The sequence below is a fragment of the Mesoterricola silvestris genome, from assembly GCF_030295405.1.
Taxonomy (GTDB): Bacteria; Acidobacteriota; Holophagae; order Holophagales; family Holophagaceae; genus Mesoterricola; species Mesoterricola silvestris.
In genome coordinates, this window is the sequence record NZ_AP027080.1 from 4,880,852 (window position 1) to 4,904,808 (window position 23,957).

The 23,957-nt window shown below is 71.2% G+C and carries 17 protein-coding genes; 11 read left to right on the forward strand and 6 right to left on the reverse strand.

The genetic code is table 11. The features are described 5' to 3' along the window. The first annotated feature begins 45 nt into the window (after positions 1–45). From R2J76_RS20980 to R2J76_RS20990, 3 genes are read left to right on the forward strand one after another with little or no spacing between them, the layout of a single operon-like run. Positions 46–1,257: an HlyD family secretion protein gene (locus R2J76_RS20980; RefSeq protein ID WP_316413618.1), complete on the forward strand. Its 1,212-nt coding sequence runs from the start codon at positions 46–48 to the stop codon at positions 1,255–1,257. Continuing rightward, positions 1,245–3,410: a peptidase domain-containing ABC transporter gene (locus R2J76_RS20985; RefSeq protein WP_316413619.1), complete on the forward strand. Its 2,166-nt coding sequence runs from the start codon at positions 1,245–1,247 to the stop codon at positions 3,408–3,410. The genes R2J76_RS20980 and R2J76_RS20985 overlap by 13 nt, the downstream gene beginning before the upstream one ends. After that, positions 3,403–5,361, forward strand: coding sequence for a peptidase domain-containing ABC transporter (locus R2J76_RS20990; protein ID WP_316413620.1), 1,959 nt, complete (start codon positions 3,403–3,405; stop codon positions 5,359–5,361). The genes R2J76_RS20985 and R2J76_RS20990 overlap by 8 nt, the downstream gene beginning before the upstream one ends. A gap of 344 nt (positions 5,362–5,705) precedes the next feature. Here the strand turns inward: R2J76_RS20990 and R2J76_RS20995 are convergent, their stop codons facing one another. Further along, the gene (locus R2J76_RS20995; protein WP_316413621.1) at positions 5,706–6,605 is read right to left on the reverse strand and encodes a MurR/RpiR family transcriptional regulator; all 900 of its coding nucleotides are present in this window, start codon (positions 6,603–6,605) and stop codon (positions 5,706–5,708) included. 68 nt (positions 6,606–6,673) lie between these two features. Between R2J76_RS20995 and R2J76_RS21000 the strand changes: the two genes are divergently transcribed. From R2J76_RS21000 to R2J76_RS21025, 6 genes are read left to right on the forward strand one after another with little or no spacing between them, the layout of a single operon-like run. Continuing rightward, positions 6,674–7,453 (forward strand): MBL fold metallo-hydrolase, encoded by a 780-nt coding sequence (locus R2J76_RS21000; protein WP_316413622.1) that lies wholly within the window; start codon positions 6,674–6,676, stop codon positions 7,451–7,453. Positions 7,454–7,468: 15 nt separating this feature from the next. Beyond that, positions 7,469–8,578 (forward strand): hypothetical protein, encoded by a 1,110-nt coding sequence (locus R2J76_RS21005; RefSeq protein ID WP_316413623.1) that lies wholly within the window; start codon positions 7,469–7,471, stop codon positions 8,576–8,578. Beyond that, the gene (locus tag R2J76_RS21010; RefSeq protein ID WP_316413624.1) at positions 8,578–9,258 is read left to right on the forward strand and encodes a LolA family protein; all 681 of its coding nucleotides are present in this window, start codon (positions 8,578–8,580) and stop codon (positions 9,256–9,258) included. Before R2J76_RS21005 ends, R2J76_RS21010 begins: the two co-directional genes overlap by 1 nt. 28 nt (positions 9,259–9,286) lie before the next feature. Further along, positions 9,287–9,871, forward strand: a complete 585-nt coding sequence (locus tag R2J76_RS21015; protein WP_316413625.1) for an FHA domain-containing protein — start codon at positions 9,287–9,289, stop codon at positions 9,869–9,871. 2 nt (positions 9,872–9,873) lie between these two features. Next, positions 9,874–11,730 carry a tetratricopeptide repeat protein gene (locus tag R2J76_RS21020; protein WP_316413626.1) on the forward strand — a complete coding sequence of 619 codons (1,857 nt, stop codon included), beginning with the start codon at positions 9,874–9,876 and terminating at the stop codon, positions 11,728–11,730. Positions 11,731–11,734: 4 nt separating this feature from the next. Continuing rightward, positions 11,735–12,436, forward strand: a complete 702-nt coding sequence (locus R2J76_RS21025) for a hypothetical protein (protein WP_316413627.1) — start codon at positions 11,735–11,737, stop codon at positions 12,434–12,436. 523 nt (positions 12,437–12,959) lie between these two features. Here R2J76_RS21025 and R2J76_RS21030 read toward each other — a convergent pair. From R2J76_RS21030 to R2J76_RS21050, 5 genes are read right to left on the reverse strand one after another with little or no spacing between them, the layout of a single operon-like run. Then, positions 12,960–14,894 carry an APC family permease gene (locus R2J76_RS21030; RefSeq protein ID WP_316413628.1) on the reverse strand — a complete coding sequence of 645 codons (1,935 nt, stop codon included), beginning with the start codon at positions 14,892–14,894 and terminating at the stop codon, positions 12,960–12,962. Positions 14,895–14,926: 32 nt separating this feature from the next. Further along, entirely contained in the window at positions 14,927–15,829 is a 903-nt protein-coding gene (locus tag R2J76_RS21035; protein WP_316413629.1) for a hypothetical protein, read from the reverse strand. After that, entirely contained in the window at positions 15,829–18,528 is a 2,700-nt protein-coding gene (locus R2J76_RS21040) for a patatin-like phospholipase family protein (protein WP_316413630.1), read from the reverse strand. The genes R2J76_RS21035 and R2J76_RS21040 overlap by 1 nt, the downstream gene beginning before the upstream one ends. Then, positions 18,525–19,253: a ribonuclease PH gene (rph, locus tag R2J76_RS21045; RefSeq protein ID WP_316413631.1), complete on the reverse strand. Its 729-nt coding sequence runs from the start codon at positions 19,251–19,253 to the stop codon at positions 18,525–18,527. The genes R2J76_RS21040 and rph overlap by 4 nt, the downstream gene beginning before the upstream one ends. Before the next feature lie 4 nt (positions 19,254–19,257). Then, a complete protein-coding gene (locus R2J76_RS21050; RefSeq protein WP_316413632.1) occupies positions 19,258–19,686 on the reverse strand; it encodes an RpiB/LacA/LacB family sugar-phosphate isomerase in 429 nt (142 codons plus the stop codon). A 30-nt stretch (positions 19,687–19,716) separates the two neighbouring features. On the opposite strand from R2J76_RS21050, the gene R2J76_RS21055 reads away from it, so the two are divergent. Both R2J76_RS21055 and R2J76_RS21060 read left to right on the forward strand, forming a co-directional pair. After that, on the forward strand, positions 19,717–22,962 hold the full coding sequence (locus R2J76_RS21055) for a DEAD/DEAH box helicase (RefSeq protein ID WP_316413633.1): 3,246 nt from the start codon (positions 19,717–19,719) through the stop codon (positions 22,960–22,962). Then, positions 22,959–23,942, forward strand: coding sequence for an SWIM zinc finger family protein (locus R2J76_RS21060; protein WP_316413634.1), 984 nt, complete (start codon positions 22,959–22,961; stop codon positions 23,940–23,942). Before R2J76_RS21055 ends, R2J76_RS21060 begins: the two co-directional genes overlap by 4 nt. Positions 23,943–23,957 lie beyond the last annotated feature (15 nt).

The window sequence follows — 23,957 nt, forward strand, 5'->3', positions numbered from 1 at the left end:
CCACTGGAGCCGCCCCTGGAATGCGGGCCGGCCACCGGGAGGGCCATGGACGAGCGTTCGCCCCATCTGTTCCGGGCCCAGGCGCTGGAGCACCACCTGGGCGGCGAGGAGGGCCGGGGGCTGATCCGGGTGTCCCCGCCCTGGAGCTGGGCCCTGCTGCTGGTGTTCCTTTCGGCCTTCGGTACCGCGCTGCTGGCCGCCTTCCTGGGGCGGGTGGAGGTGAACGGCCGGGCCCGGGCCATCCTGCGTCCCCGCACGGGCATCCGGGTGGTCATCGCCAAGGTGGACGGCACCGTCGGCCAGGTGGAGGCGCGCTCGGGCCAGCAGGTCCGGGCGGGCACGGTGCTGGCGCGGCTGGAGGCGCCTCCGGTGCAGGCCCAGCTGCTGGAAGCCCGCCGCCAGGTGGAGGCGGTCCACCTTCACTTCCGGGCCACGGCCGCCCGCCAGGACCAGGGCTATGCCGAACAGGTGCGAAGACTGACCGGGCGCATGGCCGGCCTCGGGGAGCAGCGCCGGAGCCAGCGCCAGTCCGTGGCGGCCCTGGAACTTAACCTCAAGCGCTGCCTCATTCTGGAAGGGGAGGGCATCCTGAGCCCCGCCCGGGCCGACGAGGCCCGGGAGGCCCTTGCCCAGGCCCAGCGCCAGCTCAGCCAGTCGGACCAGGCCCTGGAGCTGGCCTCCCAGGAGCGGGCCGCGCTGGAAAACAGCCGCCAGGACAACCTCTGGCAGCGCCGGCAGACCATCCAAAATGCGGAGGTGCGGGCGGAGGCGCTGGGCTTCCTGCTGGGCCAGACCCGGCTGGAGGCCCCGGAGGACGGCCAGGTGGAGGCGATGCTGGTGAAGCCCGGCGAAGGGGTCCGGGCCGGCCAGGCCCTGTGCAAGCTCATTCCCCGGGGCGCCCCGCTGGAAGTGGTCGCCTTCCTGCCCGAGAAGGACCGGGCCTTCGTGCGCCCGGGAGACGAGGTGCGCCTCGAGCTGGACCAGCTGCCCTACGCGGAATACGGCACCCTCCGGGGCCGGGTGGAGCGCATCAGCGAGGACCTGGCGTCGGGCTTCGAGATCCAGGAGGCCCTGGGCGACACGACCTTCCCCGGCCTCCCGGTCTTCCGGGTGGAGGTGCGGCTCACCGACACCCAGGCCGTGCTCCGGGCCGGGGTTCCCTTGCGTTCGGGCATGCTGATGAACGCCCGCTTCACCCTGCGGAGGCAGCGGCCCATCACGCTGGTGCTGGATCCCCTGCGCAAGTGGCTGCGCTGATGGGCGGGCGCCCGTGGCTCCGGAAGCGGGTGGACTTCATCGCCCAGATGGAGGCCACCGAATGCGGAGCGGCCGCCCTGGCCATGGTCCTGGCCCACCACGGCCACCACGCCCCCCTGGCGGAGGTGCGCCAGGCCTGCGGCATTTCCCGGGACGGCGCCAGCGCCCTGGCCCTGGTGAAGGCCGCCCACGCCTTCGGCCTGGAGGCGGAGGGCGTCCGGCTGGAGGTGGAGGATCTGTTCCGCCTTCCTCTCCCGGCCATCCTCCACTGGGACTTCGATCATTTCGTCGTGCTGGAGCGGGTGGGAAGGACCGGCGCCACCCTGGTGGACCCGGCCCACGGGCGGCGCCGGGTGGACCGGCTGGAACTGGGGCGCAGCTTCACGGGCGCCGCCCTCCTGTTCCGCCCCACGCCGGCCCTGGCCCCCCGGGCCCGGATGCGCCCCAGCCTGGCGAAGTACCGGGAGGTCTTCCGGCGCAACCTGCCCAGCCTCACCCAGATTCTCCTGGCCACCCTGGTCCTGGAAGCGGTGGGCCTGGCCACGCCGGTGGCCAGCCAGCTGCTCCTGGACCGGGTCCTGGTGCCCCGGCAGGCGCCCTGGCTCTGGGGCCTGGCCCTGGGCCTGGGCTCGGCGGCCATCACCGCCGCCGCCCTGGGCCTGGTGCGCGGCTGGGTGGCCCTGAACCTGCACCTGGAACTGAACTTCGCGCTCACGGGCAGGTTCCTCGGCCACATGCTCCGCCTGCCCCTGGGCTTCTTCCTCCAGCGGGATCCCGGCGACCTGGCGCAGCGGGCCGGGAGCAGCGCCGAGGTGCAGGACCTGCTCAGCACCGGCGCGGTGAACGCCCTCCTGGACGGGTTCCTGCTCCTGGGCTTCGCCGCCCTGATGATCGCCTATCACCCCAGGCTGGCGGGGCTGGTCCTCGCCCTCAGCCTGGTGCACGCGGCCCTCCTGGGCGCCCTGTGGGACCGCAACCGCCAGTTGGCCGCTTCCGGGCGGGCCGCGGCGGGGCGGGAGGGGGCGGCCCTGCTGGAGGCCCTGTCCGGCCTGGAGGCCACCAAGGCCAGCGGCGCGGAAGGGCACATGGTGCGCCGCTGGGCCAACAGGATGACCGAGCGCGTGAACCTGGGCCTGGAGGCCCAGGGCCTCACCCGGGGCCTGGGCGCGGCCCTGGGCTTGTTCCAGGGCCTGGCCGGCCTCCTGGTCTTCGGGGTGGGGGGCCGGGAGGTGCTGGCGCACCGCATGACCCTGGGCACCTTCGTGGCCTTCCTGACCCTCCAGGGCCTGTTCATGGCGCCCCTGGGCTCGCTCCTGGCCGCCCTCCTCCAGCTCCAGTCCCTGGGCACCCACCTGAGGCGCCTGGACGACGTGCTGGAAACCGCCGGGGAACCCCGGGGCTCCGCGGATCCCGGCCGGCTCGGCGGGGCCGTGGAGCTGCGGGACGTGACCTTCCGGTACGCCCCCGGGGGCGCGCCCGCGCTGGACGGCCTCAACGTGCGCATCGCGCCGGGGGAGACCGTGGCCCTGGTGGGGCCGACGGGCGCCGGAAAGTCCACCCTGGCGCGGCTCTTCCTCGGCCTCCACCTTCCGGACCGGGGCACCGTGCGCTTCGATGGCCGGGATCTGCGGGAGCTGGACCTGGGCGCCGTGCGCCGCCAGATCGGCGTGGTGATGCAGGAGACCTTCCTGTTCGACGACACGGTGCGGGCGAACCTGGCCCTCCACGACGGGGACCTGTCCCAGGAGCGGCTCCTGTGGGCGGCCCGCATGGCCTGCGTGGACGATGTGATCGCCGCCCTGCCCCGGGGTTTCGACAGCCGGGTGGGCGAGAACGGCAGCCTGCTTTCCGGGGGCCAGCGCCAGCGGCTGAGCCTCGCCCGGGCCCTGGCCCACGATCCGGCCATCCTCGTCCTGGACGAGGCCACCAGTTCGCTGGACCCGGGCACCGAGGCCCGGATCCAGGCCAACCTCGCCCGCCTGGGCTGCACCCGGATCCTCATCGCCCACCGCCTGGCCACCCTGCGGGACGCGGACCGGATCCTGGTGCTCCAGGGCGCACGGATCGTCCAGGAAGGCCCCTTCGGGGAGCTCCAGGCCGCTCCGGGCCTCTTCCGGGACCTGCTCGCGGCCGCGGAGCCGGGCCGTGGCTGAACCGGCCCCCCTCGCCGGGTTTCCCCCCGAGGAGGCCCTGGGGCGCCTCCTGGCGCGCCTTGGCCACGAGGGCGGCCGCCAGGCTTTCCGGGATGGCCTGGACCCCGGACCCGACCGCATGATCGAGGCGCTGGAGGACCGGGGCCTCCAGGGCCGCGCCGCGCGGCTGGACAGCCGGGACCTCGCCTACCTGGAGCGGCCCACCCTGGTGGAGCTGCGGGAGGGCACCTGGGTTCTCCTCCTGGACGGGCCCTCTGGGTCCTTTTCGGTGGAAACGCCCGGGGGCGTCCGGACCCTGGACCCGGAGGCCCTGGCGGAACGCATCTCCGGAAGGGCCCTGGACCTTTCCCCCGCCCTGCCCCCCGGCGCCACCCTCTGGGCCCGCCTGAAACCCCTGTTCCTGCGCCAGCCCAGGAGCCTGCTCCAGCTGGGGGCGGCCCTGCTGATGCTCCAGGCCCTGGCCCTGGTCCTCCCCGCCACCACCGCCCTCATCCTGGACCGGGCCCTGCCGGACGGGGCCAGCTCCCTCCTGGCCCTGGGGGTGGCCGGGATGTTCCTGGCCACGGTGCACCAGGTGTGGATCGGCTGGATCCAGGAACGGGTGGTGCTGTTCTTTTCGACCCGGCTGGCCGTTTCCGCGGAACGCGGGTTCCTGGAGCACGCCCTGCGCTGCCCCTTCCCCTTCCTGCAGTCCCGCACCCTGGGCGACCTCCTGCAGGCCTTCGGCGGTTTCGCCGCGGCCCGGGACCTGCTCCCCGCCCGGACGGTAGGGGTATTCCTCAGCGGGGCCATGGGCTTCTTGTACCTGCTGGCGATGTTCGCCCTGCTTCCGGGCGCCTCCCTGGTGATCCTCCTGGTGACCGCCCTCCTGGCGCTCCCCACCCTCGCCCTGGGCCGCGTGCAGGCACGGCTTCAGGCCCGCCAGGTGGAAGCGGCGGCCCGGGAGCACGGCCTCCTCATCGAACTGGTGACCGGCATCGCCACACTCAAGGGCTCCGGCACGGAGGCCAGGGCCCTGGACCGGTGGCGGGGGCGGCGTCGCGCCGTCCTGGGCCTGGAGCTGACCCGGAGCCGCCTGAACCTCGCCTCGGACCTGGTCCTGGGCCTGGTCAGCCAGGCCCTGGCCATCGGCCTGTTCATCCACGGCGGCCTGCGCCTCCTGGAGGGTTCCCTGAAGCCCGGAACCCTCTTCGCCTTCCTCCAGCTGAGCAGCGGGTTCACCAGCTCCTTCCTGGCCGTGGTGCACACCGCCCTCACCCTCCTGATCCTGAAGCCCCAGCTGGCCAAGGCCCAGGAGATCCTCTCCCGGGAACCCGACCCGCGGCCCCGCCGGGACTCCCCCACCCCGGGCCCGGTGCCCGCCGTGCTGGAGGACGTGGGGTTCCGGTACACCCCCTCGTCCCCCTGGGTGCTCCAGGGCTACGACCTGCGGGTGGATCCCGGGGAGAAGGCCACCCTCGCCGGTCCCTCCGGCTTCGGCAAGACGACGGTCCTGCGGCTGCTGGCCGGTCTCCACGTGCCCGAGCGGGGCCGGGTCCGGGTGGCGGGCCGGGATCCCCGGGAGGTGCGCCACGACCTGGTCTACCTCCCCCAATTCGTCCGGATCTTCGGTGGCTCCATCCTGGAGAACCTGCGCATCTACGCCTGCGGCGCGCCCCTGGAGCGGCTCATGGAAGCCGCCGGCCCCACCGGCCTCCAGGCCCTGGTGGACACCCTGCCCATGGGCTACCGGACCCTCCTCCCCCCCGGCGGAAGGAACCTGTCCGGCGGCCAGCGCCAGCTCATCGCCCTCACCGGCGCCCTGGCGTCCGGACGACCGCTCCTGCTGCTGGACGAGGCCCTGGCCAACCTGGACGCCGCCCACGCCGCCCCCCTGCGAACCCTCCTGGCCCAGGGACCCTGGACCCTGGTGTCGGCGAACCCCGGGGAACCCGGCGGGACGTTCCGGTGAGGGACCGGTTTTGCGCCCGTCGCCAGGATTTCCCGTATTTCCCGGCTCGGCGATCTGGCTCCAGTGTACCTGACGTTCTTTATCCTGCCTTTTCCCCTGGATCCTGTTTATCCCCGTTCGAACTTCGCTTGGAGTTGTCGCTACCTTTGGATCAGGGACGGCATGTAACATGCGCTCCGACCCACCTCCGCGGCAGCCCTGCGGAAACCTGGATGAACGCCGATGGATGGGATGAACGGGGATCCGCTCAACCTGGAGGAGCCCCTTCATCACGGTTTCAAGGCACCTGAAGGCTGCCGGCGCACTCTAGGCTGTCCCCGGCCCCCCCAAGGTTCCCAGGCGGATCAGCCCTTCCGTTCCGCCTTGTAGGCGCCAGGGCGCATGGGCAGCCAGTGGTCCACGAACAGGGGCTGGGCCACCTTGTCCGCGGCCTTCAGGCGGTGCAGGGTGCCGGACTGGTCCTCGCTGGCGGCCACGATGGCGAAGGCGTGGGCCAGGGCCGAAAAGGTGGTGACGCTGCAGCTGAACAGGAGGTCCTCGCTGGGCACGGGGATGAGGATATCGGCGTAGGGGGCCAGGGGGGAGTCGGCCCGGTCCGAGAAGGCCAGCACGGGGACCCCCGAGGCCTTGGCGAAGATGGCGGAATCCACGGTTTCCCGGCTGTAGGGCATGAAGCTGAGGACGATCATCAGGTCCCGCTCGTCCAGATTGGCGACCTGGTTGGAGAAGTCCGAGGGGATGGCGGCGATGCAGGGGAGGCCCGCCTGGGTCAGGTAGAAGGCCAGGATGAGGCTCATGACGTGGGAGACGCCCCGGCCCAGGATCACGCGGTGGCGGGCCTTGGTGATGAGGGCCACGGCCGTCTCCAGGGTGGTGTGGTCCACCATCTGGATGAGGCGGTTGAGATTCTCACCATCCCGCCGGGCCACTTCGGCCAGGGCCCCGTAGATGTCGGTGGGCGCCTCCAGCAGTTCCAGCTCCGAATCGCCGCTCCGCTCGTGGCAGGCCGCCCTGAGGGCGTCCCGGAATTCGCTGAAGCCCTTGTATTCAAGGCGCTTGGCGAAGCGCACCACGGTGCCGACGCTCACGTTGGCCCGCTGGGCCATGGATTCGATGCCCCACAGGGCCCCCAGGAGGTGGTCCGACATGAGGACGTCCGCGATCCGCCGCATCGCCTCGGGGAGATCCCTGTAGGCTTCCGCGAGGCGCGACTGGATGGGGGTATCTGATGCGGGATTCGTCATTTGATATGGAGAAGTGTAACACCACGGAGGGAAAACCCTGCAACCCCCCGCGCAGGTTATGCTGGGGAATGCGCTACGCTTCGCTCGCCTCGGGCTCCAAGGGGAACTGCCACGCCTTTTCCCGGGGTTCCGAAACGCTCCTGGTGGACGCCGGCATCTCCCTCAAGCAGATCCGCCTGCGCCTGGCGGAGCTGGGCTGGGATCCAGGCCAGGTGAGGGCCGTGGCCATCACCCACGAGCACTCGGACCACATCGCCGCCATCCCCGTCCTCCTGCGGAACACCGACTGGGACCTCCTGGCCACCCCCGAGACCCTCGCGCGGATCCAGGCCATCCAGGGCATCGAGATCCCCCGGTCCCGGTGGATCCCCCTTCGCGCGGGCGAAGCCGTCCCGTGGAACGGCATGACCGTCCTGCCCTTCACCACCCCCCACGACGCCGCCGATTCGGTGGCCTACCGCATCGAGGCGGGGGGCTTCCACGCCGCGGTGGTCACGGACCTGGGCCACCCCACGGCCCTGGTGGAGGACCACTGCCGGGACCTGGACCTCCTGGTGCTGGAGGCCAACCACGATGTCCAGATGCTCCGGGAGGGCGGCTACCCCGCGGTGCTCAAGGCCCGGATCCTCAGCCGGGTGGGGCATCTCAGCAACGAATCCATGGGCGAGCTCCTGGGGCGCGTCCTTTCCGGCCGGCTGCGGAACGTCGTGCTGGCGCACCTCAGCGAGCAGAACAACGACCCTGAACTGGCCCGGTTCGCCGCCGAGGGGATCCTGCGGGGCACCGCCACGGCCCTCCATGTGGCGTGCCAGGCCTCGGCTCTCCTTGTTGCGGACCCGGAAAATTAAGCGGAGGATGTTTCCATGACGACCCCCCGAATTCTCATCCGGACGGCCCTGGCCGTCACCGCCGCCGCCCTGCCCATGGCGGCCCAGACCCCCCTCTTCAACGACGCGCCCGCCTTCGGCGGCTCCAAGGTCTTCTCCGAGGGCATCAACCCCCTGGGGAACCCCGCGCGCTTCGACCGGGCCCCCGCGGGCTGGTACCTCGGCTACGTGGACGGGGACCAGCGGGCCCAGGACAACCGGAGCCTCTTCCAGGACACCACCTCCGCGGACGCCGCGGTCGTGACGTCGGCCCTTGGCAAGCTCAAGGACGCCCCCTGGGTCCAGCGCACCCGGGCCTACGGCCTCGTGGGGACCCGGGAGGCCACCAATTTCGGCTTCACCCGGGAGGAGTTCCACTCGGCCACGGCCCGCCCCGACCTGGATCCCGCCCATCTCTCCACCGCATCCGCCCTCCAGGACAACGCCTCCTACGTGGACGGGCGCCGGGCCATCGTGAACCGCGTGCATTTCGGCGGCGGGGCCCTGGCCTCGGGCACCGCGGCCGGCTTCAACCTGCGCGTCGAGCAGTGGTCGCTGGGCATGACGGCCCCCTACCTGAACCAGCTCCCGCCGGGCGTCTACACCTTCGCCCCGGGCGGCGCCTTCCCCTACCGGTACGCCGCGGACGACCTCGCCCTGGGCTATTCCACCACGGACCGCAAGTCCCTCATGGTGGCCCTGGACGCGGGATTCACCACGGAACTGGCCCAGGGGCTGCGCCTGGGCGTCACCGCGGACCAGCTCAACGGCAAGCGGCTCTGGGACGTCACCATGAACCCGCAGTACCGCGGCGCCCTGCAGATCGACATGGGCGTCAACACCCAGCTCACCCTCGAGAGCGACATCAACGGCGCCATGCGCATGCCCTTCCCCGTGAAGCAGCAGTCCAGCTCCGCCTCCCTGCGGTACCAGGTGAGCCCGTCGGTGGTCTTCCTCGTGGGCGGGGAGCGCCGGAAGATCGGCGACGCCAGCGTGACCCGGGTGGGCGCCACCCTCCAGATGCGCACCCCCCGGATGTTCATCGCCGTGGGCTTCCAGGCCGGCCAGGACAAGCCCCTCAAGGGCCTGGCCCTCATGGTGAACTGATGGGCGGATTCCTCCGGAAGCTAGCCCTGGCGGCCCTGGCCCTCCTGCCCCTCGCGGCCCAGCCCTCGGTCCAGGAGGTGGTGTCGCGCTTCGACGCCGCCCAGGCCAAGATCTCCACCCTCCAGGCCCCCTTCAGCCTCACGATCCGCCGGGCCATGCTCAGGACCCCCACGGTCACCCGGGGCACCCTGTACCTCCAGGAATCGGATTTCGTCCATTTCAGCTTCGCCCCCCCCGAGGACCTGATCCTCCACCTGACGCCCAAGGCCCTGATCTCGTACAGCCCCGCCGAAGGCGCGGCCGAACAGCTGAAGATCGGGATCATCAAGAACGCCAACCGCAAGTTCCTGGGGCTGGGGCAGAGGCTCTCCTACCTGTCGGACTACTTCAAGATCTCCGTCGGGGACGGCAAGGGGGTGGCGGGCACCCTCCTCCTCACCCTCCAGCCCCGGAGCTATTCCGTGAAGAAGCGCATGCAGGTGCTGCTCATCTGGGTCGACAAGGAGACCTACCTGCCCCGCCAGCTCAACTGGGTGGAGCGGGGAGGGGATTCCTGGCTGCTGGAACTGGGGGCCCTGGCCACGAACCAGCCCCTGCCGGCCAGCGTCTCGGGCTTCAAACTGCCCCCCGGGATCCCCATCAAGGACGAGTTCAGCTTTTTCGCCACCAGAAGGAAGTAGAATTGGCCTTGTCATACCTGGGGAATTCATGATCGTCCAATGTCCATCCTGTGCATCCCGGTTCCAGTACGGGGAAGAGCGGTTCCTGGGGGCCGCGTCCAAGCGCTTCCGGTGCCCGAAGTGCGGCGAGACGTTCGAGGTCCTGAACCCGACGCTGGCCCCCGCCCAGCCCGCGCCCCCCGCCCCCGCCCCGCCGCCGCCGCCTCCCCCGAAGGCCACCGAGACCAGCCGGCGCAAGGGCCGCGACGCCATGATGGACCTGGCGAACTTCAAGAACGACGGCATGCCCTCCGGCCTGCGCTTCACCCTGGCCTTCCTCACCGGCCCCTTCGCCTCCACCGTGCGGGTGCTGGATTCCCCCCTGACCGTCATCGGCCGGGAGGAAGGGGACGTGGTGATCAACGACCCTGAGATCTCCCGGCGCCACGCGCGAATCGAGATCCACCCCGACGGCACCGTGTGGCTCACCGACCTGGATTCCACCAACGGCACCTTCGTGGGCGGCGCGGCCATCCCCGGCCCCACCAAGCTCGCCGACCGCCAGGAGTTCTCCTGCGGGCGCAGCACCTTCATGCTGCTCATCCGGGACACCAACATCATCGGACTGGATTGACCGTGGCCACGCCCTTCGAACCCTACCTCAACCAGGCGAAAGCCCTGTTCGAGGCCGGCGACGTCGTGAAGGCCGGCCAGATCTGGCAGGCCGTCCTGAAGAAGGATCCCGGCAGCGAGGAGGCACGGGCGGGGCTCTACCGGGTCAAGGCCCACTTCGACGCGCGGGCCACCCAGGATGGCCTGAAGGCCGCCCCGGAACCCGTCCCCCAGGACCGCCGGACCCTCACGCCCCCCAGTCCCGGGGTCAACAGCCTGCTGGACGCCGGCATCGCCCTCTACGACGCGGGCCTCGTGGCCAAGGCCATCGCCACCTGGGAAACGGCCCTCCTCCAGGACCCCGGCAACGCCCTGGCCAAGGGCTACCTGGACGGGGCCCGGCGCAAGCTGGAGGCCGAGAGCCAGCCCGCCGCCGCGCCGCCGCCCCCCCCCGAGGAGATCGACAAGCTCCTGCGGGACGGCTGCACCCTGTACGACATGGGCCAGGTGGAGGATGCCCTGAAGAAGTGGGAGTGCATCCTGGCCACCGACCCCCGCAACACCCTCGCCCAGGCCTATGCCAACGACGCCCGCCGGGACCTGGGCCTGGCGCAGCAGGCCACGGGCGCCCGCCCCGCCCCACCCGCGGATTCGCCCACGGCTCCGGCCGCGTCCCCGGCCGCGTCCCCGGACGCCGCTCCGGAAGGGGACACCTCCCGCGCGGACCGGCTGGTGCGGGAAGGCGTCCAGATCTACGACATGGGCATGACCGAGGAGGCCTCCGAGAAGTGGCGCCAGGCCCTGGCCCTGGAACCCGGGCACCGGGACGCCCTGGGCTATCTGGAAATGGCGCGCCGGGACCAGGAGCAGCCCTCCCCCGCCAGCGCCCCGGCCCGGCCTGAACCGCCCCCCAGGCCCGCCGCCCCCCCCGACAACCTGGAGCCCCGGGTCCTCGCCGCGGAGAACCTGCTCCGCAACCGGAAATTCGAGGAGGCCGCCTTCGCCTTCCAGCGCCTCATGGAGGCCGGGTCCAGGGATGCGCGCGTCCTCCAGGGCTACCAGCAGGCCCGGGCCGTCCTCACGGCCCGGGAGGAACCCCCCGCGGCCCCGGCGCCCCCGGCGGCGCCGGCCCCGGCCCCCGTGGATCCGCCCCGGGCCCTCACGGTCAGGCCCACCCAGCGCCACGGCCTCAAGCTGCCGGCCTTCCTGGGGGACGTCACCCTGCCCCACTGGCTGGACAGCCCCTCCCGCCTCGCCCTGGCCTGCGGCGCCGGCGCCCTGGCCCTCCTGGCCCTGCTGGGCTACCGCCACTTCCAGCGCAACGCCGCGCTCACCCAGGCCGTGGCCGCCGCCAAGGCCAACGCCATGGCCCCCATCGCCCGCAGATCCCAGGTGGTCCAGCTGGGGGAGACCCCGGAGGAGATCCGCAGCGAGTGCTCCCACGCCATGACCGACGACCCCCTCACCGCCTACTACCGGGCCCAGGAACTGCTCCGCATGGACGCGGGCGACGCCACCGCCGCCCAGCTGCTGGGGCGGGCCCGGGGGCTCATGGCGTCGGCCCCCCCCCTGGGCTCCGGCAAGGACCTGGACCAGGCCATCAAGGAAGGCGACCTGGAATCGGCCCGCAACGCCGTGCGCGACCAGCTTCGCAGCCGACCCGACGACCCCGAGCTCCAGGACAAGGCCCGCATGATCTACCTGGCCCTGGTCCAGGCCCGGGCCACCTCGGAACACTTCGCCGAGGCCCGGGAACTCCTCAAGCAGGGCCGCGCGATGTTCCCCCAGGACCGGACCTGGGCCGCCCGGCTGCGGCTCCTGGACGAGATCCAGGCCATGGGCAAGGCCACCCGCAACGCCTGGATCCCCCTCCTGGGCTGATCCCGTGACGCGCCCCCCGTGCCCCAGCTGCCGCACCCGCCTCACGCCCCTGGCCCAGGAATGCCCGGTGTGCGGGCTGGCCGTGGCCCGGCGGCCCCTGCCCCGGCCCCTGCTCTTCCAGGCCAGCGCCCTTGCGAACCCGGCCGCCCAGCCCCGGGAGGAGCGCCAGAGCATCTCGGTGCCCGCCCTGGGCCGGGTGGAGCCCCTCACCCTCCTTGAACCGGTCGAGGCCCTGCCGGAGGCGCCCCCTCCCCGGGCCGAACTCCCCGGCCGCCCCGCCCCCGAACTGGACCTGCTGGATTCCTTCTGGCCCGTGGTGAAGATGGAGGCCGGCGAATTCGCGGCCCTCGCCGCCCTCAACCTCTTCCTGATCCTGGTGGCCTGCCTGGCCTCCGGCGCCGGCCCCTCCCGCGTCTACGCCGAATTCTGGGCCTACCTCCTGCCCCTGCACACGACCATCTCCTGGGCCTTCCTCATGGTCCCCCTGGTCCTGGTGGGCCAGTCCCCCATGATGGGCGTGCTGCGCCTCGCCGTGGACACCGACCAGCCCGAGCGCCGCATGGCCTTCTCCCTCCTCTACCTCGTCTCCGCCGGCGCCTTCCCCCTCTCCTTCCTCTGCATGGTCCTCACCCCCGACCACCGCACCCTCGCCGAACTCCTCTCGGGGCGGGAGATCCTCCAGATGCCCTACGCCCGGATGCGGTAGGGGGCGCACGTGTCCCGGACTTGCTTCAGGGATTCGCTGACGCAGGCAAGCTGCGTCAGCGCAAAGCCCGCGACACGGGGTGGAGGAGGAGTGTTGCCACACTCCGGCTTCGATGAGCGATGCGGCCCTGGGGATAGGGTGGGCTCTCCGGATGGGCCTATGGTCAAGCGACGCGCTTCGAGTGGTGCGGGATGGGAGTGGCGTCGCGCCGACGTTAATCGGTAGGCATTACTAAGAATCTCCAGAGCCGGGTATGGTCCATTTGTCCGCAAGCTCCATTTCCAAGCGGCTCTCGCGGGAGTGATCAGCGTCGGCGCGAACCGGCCTCCCTTCCGGAACACTTGAAGCGTGTCGCTTGACCATAGGCCCATCCGGGCAGCCTCCAACCCCCAGATTCGCGCAAGGCTCATCGAAGCCGGAGTGTGGCAACACTCCTCCTCACCCCCGTGTCGCGAGCTTTTCGCTGACGCAGCTTGCCTGCGTCAGCGGATCCCTGACGCCGGTCCGGAACACGCCCCCCCCATCAGTCGGGCAGGTGCATGCGTACCGAGGTCACGATCACGCCCGGCTTGAGCATCAGGGAGGCCTTGATGCGGAAGGCCATCTGGTTGTGGAGGAGCCGCTGCCACCACTTGGAGGTGACGTACTCCGGCAGGATCATCGTCAGGCACACCTCGGGCTCCGCCAGCTTGAAGCGGTTGACCTCCTCCAGGATCGGCTCCACCACCTTGCGGTAGGGGCTCGGCACGCTGCGCAGGGGCACGCCCATGCCGTAGTAGGCCCAGTCCGCGCGCAGCTTCTGGATGGCGGGGCTCTCGTGGAAGCCGTCGGAGCCCAGGTCCACGGTGAGAGCTTCCACGCGGTCCCCGGAGATGAGGCGGGCGTAGGACAGCGCCTGCACCGTGCCGGCGTGGAGGCCGGACACCAGCACGATGGCGTGGTGCTTGGAGGGGAGGAAGGCGTCGGTGCGGCTCGCGGCCAGGGTCGACTTCACGCGGATGTAGTGGCGGTGGATATTGAAGAAGGTCATCACCAGCAGGGGCACCAGGACGGTGACGATCCACGCGCCGCCGGAGAACTTGGTGACCGCGATGTCGAGCATGACGATGCCCGCGGCGCAGGCGCCCACGCCGTTCACCGCGATCTTGGACTGCCAGTGGGGGCCCCGCTTGCGGTACCAGTGGACCACCATGCCGGACTGGCTGATGGTGAAGCCCAGGAACACGCCCAGGGCGTACAGGGGCAGGAGCACGTCCGTGTTGGCGTGGAACAGCACCACCAGGCCCCCCGCCAGCACCGAGAGGATGAGGATCCCGTTGGAAAAGACCAGCCGGTCCCCCATGCTGGTGAACTGGTTGGGCAGGAAGCCGTCCTTGGCCTGGAGCGCGGCCAGGCGCGGGAAGTCGGCGTAGGCCGTGTTGGCGGCCACCACCAGGATGGCGAAGGTGAAGCCCTGGACCACGTAGTAGTAGACCTTGGCCGGCAGGGACACCAGGGTCCCCCCGCTGCCCAGCACCTGCCTGGAGAGGTTGGAGAGCAGGGTCTCCTGCACCAGGGTGGGGTCCGGGCTGTGGCGGTACACGACGCCGAAATGGTGGCTCAGGAGCGTGATGCCCATGAACATGGTGCCCAGGAGGAAGACCATCCAGATCATGGTCTTGGCGGCGTTCTTGCCCGGGGGGTCCCGGAAGACCGGCACGCCGTTGGAAATGGCCTCGACCCCCGTGAGCGCGGTGCAGCCCGCGGAATAGGCGCGCATGAAGACCCACACCAGGGCCAGGCCCGCCAGATGCGGCGCCTGGTGCGCCGCGGCCTCCACGTGGGCCGGGGCGATGGCCGGGCCCAGGGCCCACCGGATGGCCCCGATGAGCAGCAGACCCAGGATCGCGATGAGGAATCCGTAGGTGGGGATGGAGAAGAGCGTGCCGCTCTCCTTCACGCCCCGGAGGTTGGCCGTGGCGATGAACCCGATGGCCAGGAGCGTCAGGGTGACGTTGTAGCCCTGGAGCACGGGCAGGGCCGCGGTGATGGCCGCGATCCCGGAGGAGACGGAAACGGCCACCGTGAGGATGTAGTCCACCAGGAGGGAGGCCCCCGCGGTCTGGGCGGCCATCTCGCCCAGGTTGTCCTTGGCGACGATGTAGGCGCCGCCGCCTCCGGGGTACTCCAGGATGGTCTGGCGGTAGCTGAAGGCCAGGATGATGAGCAGGGCCGTGATCCCCATGGCCACGGGCACCGCGAGCCCGAAGACGGCGGCCGCGGTGGCCCCCGCCATCAGGGCGCCGGCGTGGCCCAGGGCCGTGGAGAGGGAGGCCATGATCTCCTGGGTTGCGTACGCCACCGACGAAAGGGCGTCGGAGGAGAACACGGCGAGCGCGATGGGGTTGCTGATCCTGTTGTGGTGGCTCTCGTCGCTTGCCAGCCGGCGACCGAGAAGAAGACGTCGAAAATCAGCCATATGGCCCCGGGAGAGACTTCTCTATACCTGGATTATGACTCAGGATCCGGGCCCGTGGCACGGAAACGGAGGGCCTCCATGACATGGACCTGGCCTGGCGCCACCGTCCAGAGCCAGCGCTGGTGGCGTTCGGCGCTCCTCCCCGGCAGGGCGCGCAGGACGTCCACGCCGCCAAGCGGATCCTCCGCTTCCAGGGGGACCTCCGATATCAGCTGCGCCGTCCAGGGTTCCGCGGGCGGGCCCAGGCTCAGGGTGGCGTCACCGAACAGGACGCCCCGGTCATGCACCAGCCACAGGTCCGCGCCGCTGGCCCCCAGCACCCCCAGGAAGGCGGCCACGGCCCGGGCCGTCCACCCCCGCAGGGCCGCATCCAGGGGATCCTCCTCCTCGTCGGTCCAGGGGCTGAAGCCGCGGAAGGCCCGCTCCACCGTCCTCTGGGCCTGCACCCCGAACTGGCCCATCACGTTGGCGGCCAGGATGGTGCCGGGGCGCCGCTCCGCGATCCAGGCCCGCAGGGGCGCGGCGGAAGGATCCAGGGAGGCCACGAGGCCCGCCAGGCGCCGGGAGGCGGCGCGGGTGGCCCGCACCCGCCCGGACCAGGGCTGGCGCGCGGTGCGCAGGGCCGTGGCCCACAGCTCGTCCAGGCCCCCCGTGAGATCCTGGAAGACCCACGGGGCCCAGCGGCGGTGGCGCAGGAGCGTGAGCACCCGGCTCCAGGGATCCGCGTCCCAGCCGACGGTCCCCGGGGGCGCCAGGAACCAGGGCACCTCCAGCCCCGAGCCCGCGCCCAGGACGAGGGCGGGACCCCGGGCCTCCCTCAGCCCCTGGCCCAGGAAGCTCCGGACCGCATCCAGGTGCGGGGCCCACGCGGGCCGCTGCCGGCCCAGGAAGGCCCGCTGCTCCCGGGCCAGGGCGGTGGTCAGGGCCCGGTCCATCACCGCTTCCAGATATCGAAGGGCTGGGTGCCGATGAGTGCGTTGAAGGAGCCCGCGGATGGGCCCCATCCGGACCCCGCCCGGTATTCCCGCATGAACCCGTAGCTCATCTCCACGTAGAACCGCGCGAAGATCGTGCGCACCACGGCGCCGGTGCCCAGGAGCCTGCGGTCCCGGAACTGGGAGGAGGCGCTGCCCGAGACGACCGCGTAGTCCAGCCGGGGCACAACCTGGAAGGAGAGGCCGAAGGGCCCCGCCATGCGCAGGGGCACCCCGAACCGCGCCACGGCGAAGTCCGGCGCCTGGAGGCTGAGGGCCTGGGAGCCCACCAGGAAGGAGGTCCCCCCCAGGTTCCAGAAGCGGTCCAGGGGCAGGTTCCGCCCGTAGCCCCACTCCAGGTCCAGGTCCAGGCCCAGGTTCGCGCTGGCGCGCTTGGACCCGAAGGTCGTGAGCCCGTGGGCGCGCATGTACCCCAGCCGGAAGGAGCTCCAGGGCAGCCGGTCCGGAAGGCATTCCCCCAGGCCGTAGCGGCCCCGGAGCAGCAGCCCCTCCCGGGGGAAGGTGTGGCGGTCGAAGTTGTCCCACTCGGTGGAGAGCTCCAGGGTCCGCTGGTGCCTGAGGAACCGGGCCCCCTCCCAGTCGCGGGAGGCCTCCCGCCAGGTGGTGGCCAGCCCCACCTTCCCCGTGCCCATGTTGCCGTAGCGCGCGTACCCGCCTACGCCCAGGTCCTGGGTGGAGAGGATGGCGCCGGCCGCGCCCTGGGGCAGTTCGGCGGAGGGATAGTCCGGGCCGCGCTCCAGGCGCTGGCGGAAGGTGGAGGCCCAGAACTCCACCGCGAAGCCCGGGAAGGACTGGAAGACCGGGCCCTGCAGGGCGAGGGAGCCCATCTGCTGGAGCCGGTTGCGCGCCCCCGAGAGCTCCCCCTCCACCCCGAATCCCCCAAAGTTCTCCGTGCGGTAGGTGAGGCCCGTGGAGGCGCCCAGGGTGGTTTCGTAGCCCAGGCTCAGGTCCACGGCCATGGCCTTGTGGTGCACGGGGGTCAGCTCCAGGTCGGCGTCCGGCGTGCCCTCCACGGGGCGGATCTGCGCCCGGAGCTCGGCCAGGTGGAGCCTGCGCCCGGCCAGGTCGAGATCGTTGCGAAGGCGCGTGGTGTGGACGATGTCGCCCCGGGCGTGGGCGAGGAGGCGCTGGAGGTACCGGGATTCGTAGTCCCCCCGCGCCCCGCGCACCCGCACGTCGCGGATGGCCGGTTCATGAACCGCGAGTACCAGCTCGCCGGTGGCGTCGTCGAAGCCCGAGCCGCGCACGTCCACCAGGGGCGTGCCCGCGGTGACGAGGCGGTGCACGAAGCCGCTGAGGAAGGTCCCGAAGACCTCCGGATTGAAGGGCTCCCCGAGGACGAACTCGGCCCGGGCCCGGTTCTCCAGGTCCTTCACCAGCCGCGGGCTGCCCTGGACCGACAGGGAGCGGATGCGGCCGAAGGGCGCCACGTCGATGCGCAGGACCCCCCCGTCCACCCGGGCCGTGGCGTCCCGGGCCCAGCCGTGGAGCAGCAGCTGCTGGAGGGCCAGCAGCACGTCCTGGCGGTGCACCGGCGTCCCGGGCGGCAGGATGCGGGCCAGCATGGCCGAGGCCGCCGGTTCCAGGGGATGGATGGTGCCCACCTCCACCCGGGACACCGGAACGAGGTCACCCTCCCCTTCGGGCCCCAGCATCTTCTCCTTCAGGAGGGGAAGGCACGCGTCGAAGGCGGTCCGCCCCGCCTGGATCATGGCGGGAAGCTCGCTCCCGTACTCCAGGAAGTCGGTGGTGCGCATCTCCGGCCTCACCAGAACGGTGGCCGCGGCGCGGCTCTCCCACTGCCTGCGCTCCACCACCAGGTCCAGGCTGCGCGCCGCCAGGGAGAAGAAGTTCGTCACGGACGCCTTCTGGAAGGGCGTGCTCACGTCCACCGCCAGCACCACGTCCGGATGGAAGATCCCCCGGGCCGTGAAGACGGGCAGGTTCTCCACCAGGGCCCCGTCCACGTAGGGCTGGCCGTCGATCACCACCGGCCGGAACGCCCCGGGCACCGCCATGGAGGCCCGCAGCACCTCCACCAGGTCGCCCCGGTCGAACACCTTGCCCCGCCCCGTCTCCAGGTTCGTGGCCACCACGCGCAGCGGGTGCTTCAGGCGGTCGTAGTCCCCCCCGGAGAAGTAGTCCGCGCGGGCCATGAGCCCTTCCAGGGTCCTGCGGATCTCCACCCCCTCCCGCAGCGCCAGGGCGAAGGAGGGCACCCCTCCCTCCAGGCGCAGCGACATGAGGGTGCCGTTCTCGGCCTCGTCCTCCTGCAGGGTCCGGCCCAGGGTGCGCCCCAGGGGATCCAGGAACGAGCGGTTGAAATCCACGCGGGTGAAGAGCTCCTCGATCTCCCGCCCCGAGAATCCCCCCGCCATCAGGGCGCCCATGAGGGACCCGGCGCTGGTGCCCGTGATGCTGTCCACGGGCAGGCCCACCTCCTCCATGCGCTCCACGACGCCGATGTGGGCCACGCCCCGGGCCCCGCCCCCGCTCAGCACCAGGGCCACCTTGGGGCGCCCGGGCAGCTCCACCCTCGGGGCGAAGGTGAAGACCATGTCGGGCGGAACCACCTTCACGCCGAAGGTCCCCTGGGCGAAGGCCAGGGCTGGCGCGAGCAGGGCGGCGGCGAGCCTCATCCCAGGGCGACGGCCTTGCGCTGGGCTTCCATGAGCGCGGCGCATCCCTTCAGCCCCAGGTCCAGGAGGGCCGTGGCCTCGGTCCTGCTGAAGCTGCGCCCCTCCCCGGTGGACTGGAATTCCACCACGGAGAGTTCGGAAGCCCCGCCCGTGGGGAGGGAGGCCACAAGGTTGCAGTCCACCGCGGCACGGTGGTCCTCCTCGTATTCAAGGTCCAGGATGAGCCCCTGGCGCAGGCCGGGGCACCCCTCCAGGATACCCACGCTCACCGCCGCCACCTGGTTGATGAGCGCCCTTTCCAGGCCGCGGGCCTTCAGGGCCAGGGCCAGGGCCACCCAGGCGCCGGTGATGGAGGCGCAGCGCGTCCCCCCGTCGGCGTTGACCACGTCGCAGTCCAGGGTGAGCTGCACCTCCCCCAGCGCCGCGAGGTCCACCGCCTGGCGCAGGCTCCTGCCGATGAGGCGCTGGATCTCCACGGTACGGCCCTGCTGGCGGCCCTTGGCGGCCTCCCGCGCGGAGCGGGTGTGGGTGGCCCGGGGGAGCATGCCGTACTCCGAGGTGATCCAGCCCTTGCCCCGGCCCCGCATCCACTCGGGCACCCGGTCCTCGAGGCTGGCGGAGCAGAGCACATGGGTGTTCCCCAGGCGGACGAGGCAGGAGCCTTCCGCGTGGAGCTGGACGCCCGTTTCCAGCGCCAGGGATCTTGATTCTTCTGACAATCTCATGGCTCTAGGCTCCCGGCTCGATCTTTTTCACCCGAAATTCGTGCCTGCCCCCTTCAAAGGGGGTTTCCAGGAACGTTTTGAGGTAGTATTCAGCTTGAAGCGGATCCGTCAGCCGCTGGCCGAAAGCGATGGCGTTTGCGTCATTGTGCATCCTGGCCAGCCTGGCGTGCTCGGGTGAAGTCACCAGGGCGCAACGGAGGCCCCTGTGGCGATTGGCCGAGATGCTGATGCCGATGCCGGACCCGCAGACGAGCACAAGGCGTTCCCACGTATCCATACCTTCCGCAGCCCGGTGCGCGAAATCCGGATAATCCACAGAGGCATGGCCATCGGTCCCAAAGTCCACCGCCTCGTGTCCCTGGGCCAAAGCCCACGCCTTCAGGCGCTCCTTGAGGTCATAACCTGCATGATCGCTAGCAAAGCCGATTTTCATGATGCATCTCCCATGATCGAGGGTAACTGAATGACCCGGCCCATCCTCCAGTATCGTCCACTGGACCGGGGATTTCTCCTGTGCATGCCCGGGGAGGGCGGCGCCCAGGACTGGCAGCGGACCCTGAGGACCCTGCCGGGCAACCTCCACGGCCGGGACCGGCTGACCCCCGCCCGGGCCCGGCTCTTCCTGCCCGATTCCAGCCTGGTGGAGACCCACACGGTGCCGCTGCGGTGGCAGCGGGCCCTGCCCTGGCTGGCCTCCATGGCCACCGATCCGGGGAAGGTGGGCGGGAGCATGGCCTTCTGGGCCTCCGCCCTGCGCCTCCTCCAGTCCATGGTCCTCCGGGGCGCCCTGCTGCCCCAGCTGGACACCCGGGGCAATCCCTGGCGCGCCACCTGGGGCATCAGCCTCACCAGCCCCGCCGACCGCCAAGCGCTTGATGAACTTCTCAAAGCCATGCCCCCCTCGGTCCTGGCCTTCCCCGAGGACGACGGGTGGATCTTCACCAAGGGCCTGGCCCTGGGCGCCCTGGAAACCGAGGAGGTGGACGACGACCTGGCCCAGCCCCCCGCGGCCCCCTTCGTGCTGAAGGCCTTCCTGGAGGACGGCGCGGATTTCCTGGTGCGCTTCGTGGCCGGCTCCCTGCGCCAGGGGGAGGATCCGAGGCTCGGCCTCATCCACCGGCTCCGGGGCCACAAGCGGGACCGGCTGCCCTGGGACGAGCGCCTCATGGTGGCCCTCAGCCACCCCATGAACGAATTCCCCACCATCGGCGTCACGGAACGCACCCTGGGCGAACAGCTGGAGCAGTGGAGCGAGGGCGCGCGGGTCCAGTGGATCCGGCCCAGCCTGAAGCTGGAGGCCCCGCCGGTGCCCACGGACGTGGACGCCATCCACGAGGCGGACCGCCTCTCCGAAGCCGGCTGGATCCTCCGGGTGGGCCTGGAGACCCAGGACGGCGACTACATCCCCGTGGCCCGCCTCTGGGAGCCCTCCGTGGAACCCGAGGTGCTGGAGGCCCGCAAGGTCCTCCTGCGGGGCCTGGCCCGGGCCGTGCCCTTCTTCCCGCCCCTGCAGGGGGCCCTCTCCGGCAAGCAGCCCGAGGACCTTCCCCTCCTGCCCACCGAGGCCTGGCAGTTCCTCACCCGGGGCGCCGGCCAGCTCAAGGAGGCCGGCTTCCTGGTGCACATCCCCGAGCAGCTGGCGGAGTTCGGCGGGGCCCGGCGCCTCCGGGCCAAGGTCAAGCTGGGGGCCCGGCACATCGAGGCCGCCTCCGACGAAGGCGCCGTGCAGGAAGGCCTGGACGGCTCCGTTTCCGCCGACTGGTCCCTCATGCTGGGCGACGACAACCTGGACCTCCAGGATTTCGCCCAGATGGCCAGCCTCAAGCACCCCCTGGTGGCCTGGAAGGGCAAGTGGGTGGCCCTGGACCCCGAGACCCTCAAGCAGATCACCCAGGTGATCCAGGCCAGCCGCGGCGCCGGCTTCGAGAGCATGAGCCGGGGCGAGGCCCTGGCCGCGGCCCTCACCGGAAGCGCCCACATCCCGGGCGTGTCCGAGGCCATCGAGGTGGAGGTGGCCGGCGATTTCGGCGCGGCCCTGGAGGACCTGAAGATCCTCCCCGACAAGCCCATAAGCCAGCCCGCGGCCTTCAAGGGGGCCCTGCGCCCCTACCAGCTCCGGGGCCTGGCCTGGCTGGAGGGCCTGTCCCGCCTGGGTCTGGGCGGCATCCTCGCCGACGACATGGGCCTGGGCAAGACCATCGAGGTCCTCGCCCTGCTCCTGCACCGCCAGCAGCAGGACCCCCACGTGGGCAACCCCACCCTCCTCATCTGCCCCACCTCCCTGCTGGGGAACTGGGAGCGGGAGATCGCCAAGTTCGCGCCCACCATCCCCTTCTTCGTGCACCACGGCAACAACCGCGACCGGCTTCCCAAGGTGTTCCGGCCCCACACCATCGTCCTGACCACCTACGGCGTGATCCGCCGGGAGGAGGAGGTCTTCGGCGCCAGGGCCTGGGGCATGGTGGTGGTGGACGAGGCCCAGGCCATCAAGAACGCCGGCAGCTTCCAGGCCAAGGCCGTGCGCAAGCTGCGCGCCCCCTTCAAGCTCGCCCTCACCGGCACGCCCATCGAGAACCGGCTCCTGGAGCTCTGGTCCATCCTGGCCTTCGCCCTTCCCGGCTACCTGGGCAGCGAATCCCGGTTCAAGGACCAGTTCGCCTCGCCCATCGAGAAGTACCGCGACACCGACGCCGCCAACGAGCTGCGCCAGCGGGTGGGCCCCTTCATCCTGCGCCGGCTCAAGACCGACCGCTCCATCATCCAGGACCTGCCCGACAAGAACGAGATGAAGGTCTACACCCAGCTCACCCGGGAGCAGGCCGCCCTCTACCAGGCCCGGGTGGACCAGATGGAGAAGGACCTGGAGGCCGCGAGCTCCATCGAGCGCCGGGGCCGCATCCTGGCCCTGCTCACCCACCTCAAGCAGATCTGCAACCACCCCTCCCAGTTCCTCAAGCAGACTGGACCCTACAAGGGGCGCAGCGGGAAGCTGGAACGGCTCACCGACATGCTCGAGGAGGTGCTGGAGAGCGGGGAGAAGGCCCTGGTCTTCACCCAGTTCAAGGAGATGGGCGACCGGCTCCAGGTGCACCTCCTGGATGTGCTGGGCTTCGAGCCCCCCTTCCTCCACGGCGGATCCAGCCGCGAGCAGCGCGACGAGATGGTGCGCAGCTTCCAGGAGGACGAGGACGGCGCGAAGGTGATGCTCCTGAGCCTCAAGGCCGGCGGCGTGGGCCTCAACCTCACCGCGGCCACCCACGTCTTCCACTTCGACCGCTGGTGGAACCCCGCCGTGGAGGACCAGGCCACGGACCGCACCTACCGCATCGGCCAGACCCGCAACGTGCAGGTGCACAAGTTCATCACCATGGGCACCCTGGAGGAGAAGATCGACGGCATGCTGGAATCCAAGCGGGACCTCGCGGACCGCGTGGTGGGCACGGGCGAAGGCTGGCTCACGGAGCTGGACGACGACGCCCTGCGGCGCCTGGTGGTGCTCGAGCCCGACGCCGACATCATGGGCGAGGAGGAGGCCAACGGCAACGGCCACGGCCACGGCAATGGCCATGGCCATGGCGGCGCCGTTCCGGCCCCGCCCGTCCCGGAGCCCCCCGAGGAGGATGACGTGAACGACGTCCTCCCGGCCCGCACCCGCGCCCTGGCCAAGCGCAAGCCCCGGCCCGCGCTCCGGAAGGGGGTGCTCTCATGAGCCAGATGAGCGAACGTTTCGGCACCACCTGGTGGGGCCGCCTCTGGATCACCGCCCTGGAACAGCTGGGCGACGACTTCGAGAACCGGCTCCCCCGCGGCAAGAAGTACGCGGAAGAGGGCGCCGTGAGCCACTTCACCGTCACCCCCGGCGAGATCCAGGCCAAGGTGCACGGCCGGAAGACCTACAACGTCACCCTGGGCCTGCCCGCGCTCTCCTCCTCCCAGTGGGAGAAGGCCCTGGAGCGCATCCACGCCGAGAGCCGCTTCGTGGCGTCCCTCCTGGCCGGCGAAATGCCCCAGGGCCTGGACGAGACCTTCCGGGAATCCGGCGCCAGCCTCTACCCGAGGGTGCCCAAGGAGCTGCAGACCCACTGCGACTGCCCCGACTGGGCCAATCCCTGCAAGCACGTGGCGGCGGTGTGCTACATCATGGCCGAGGCCCTGGACCGGGATCCCTGGCTCCTCTTCGATCTGCGGGGCCGCACCCGCGAGGACGTGCTCCAGGCCCTCCAGGCCCGCATGGACGCCCCCGCCGCCGAGTCCGCTCCCCGCAAGCGGGGCCGGCCGAAGAAGGCGGTGTCCGTGGTGGACCTGCTGCCCCGGCGCAACGAGATGGCCGAACCCTGGCTGCGCATGTCCGAGGAGGCCTTCGACACCCCGCCGGTGCCCATTCCGGAAGTGGCGCTGCCCCGGGCCATCCCCGCGGACCCCTCCGTCTTCATCCAGCTGGGCCCGCTGCCCCACGCCCGCATCGAGGCCAGCCTCTGCCTCGCGGCCCTCATGCACCGCACCGCCCAGGTGGTGCAGGTCCAGATCGAGGAGGGGGTGGGCAACATGGAGGAATCCGAGACCCCGTACGATCCCGCCGGCGAGCCCCCCGTCGAGGCCCCGGCCTCCCCCTTCGAATCCGCCATGCCCGCCCAGCCCAGCGCGAAGCCCTGGCGCCACAGCAAGAAACGCCGCTGGGGCAAAGGCTGAACCCCAAGGAGCCCC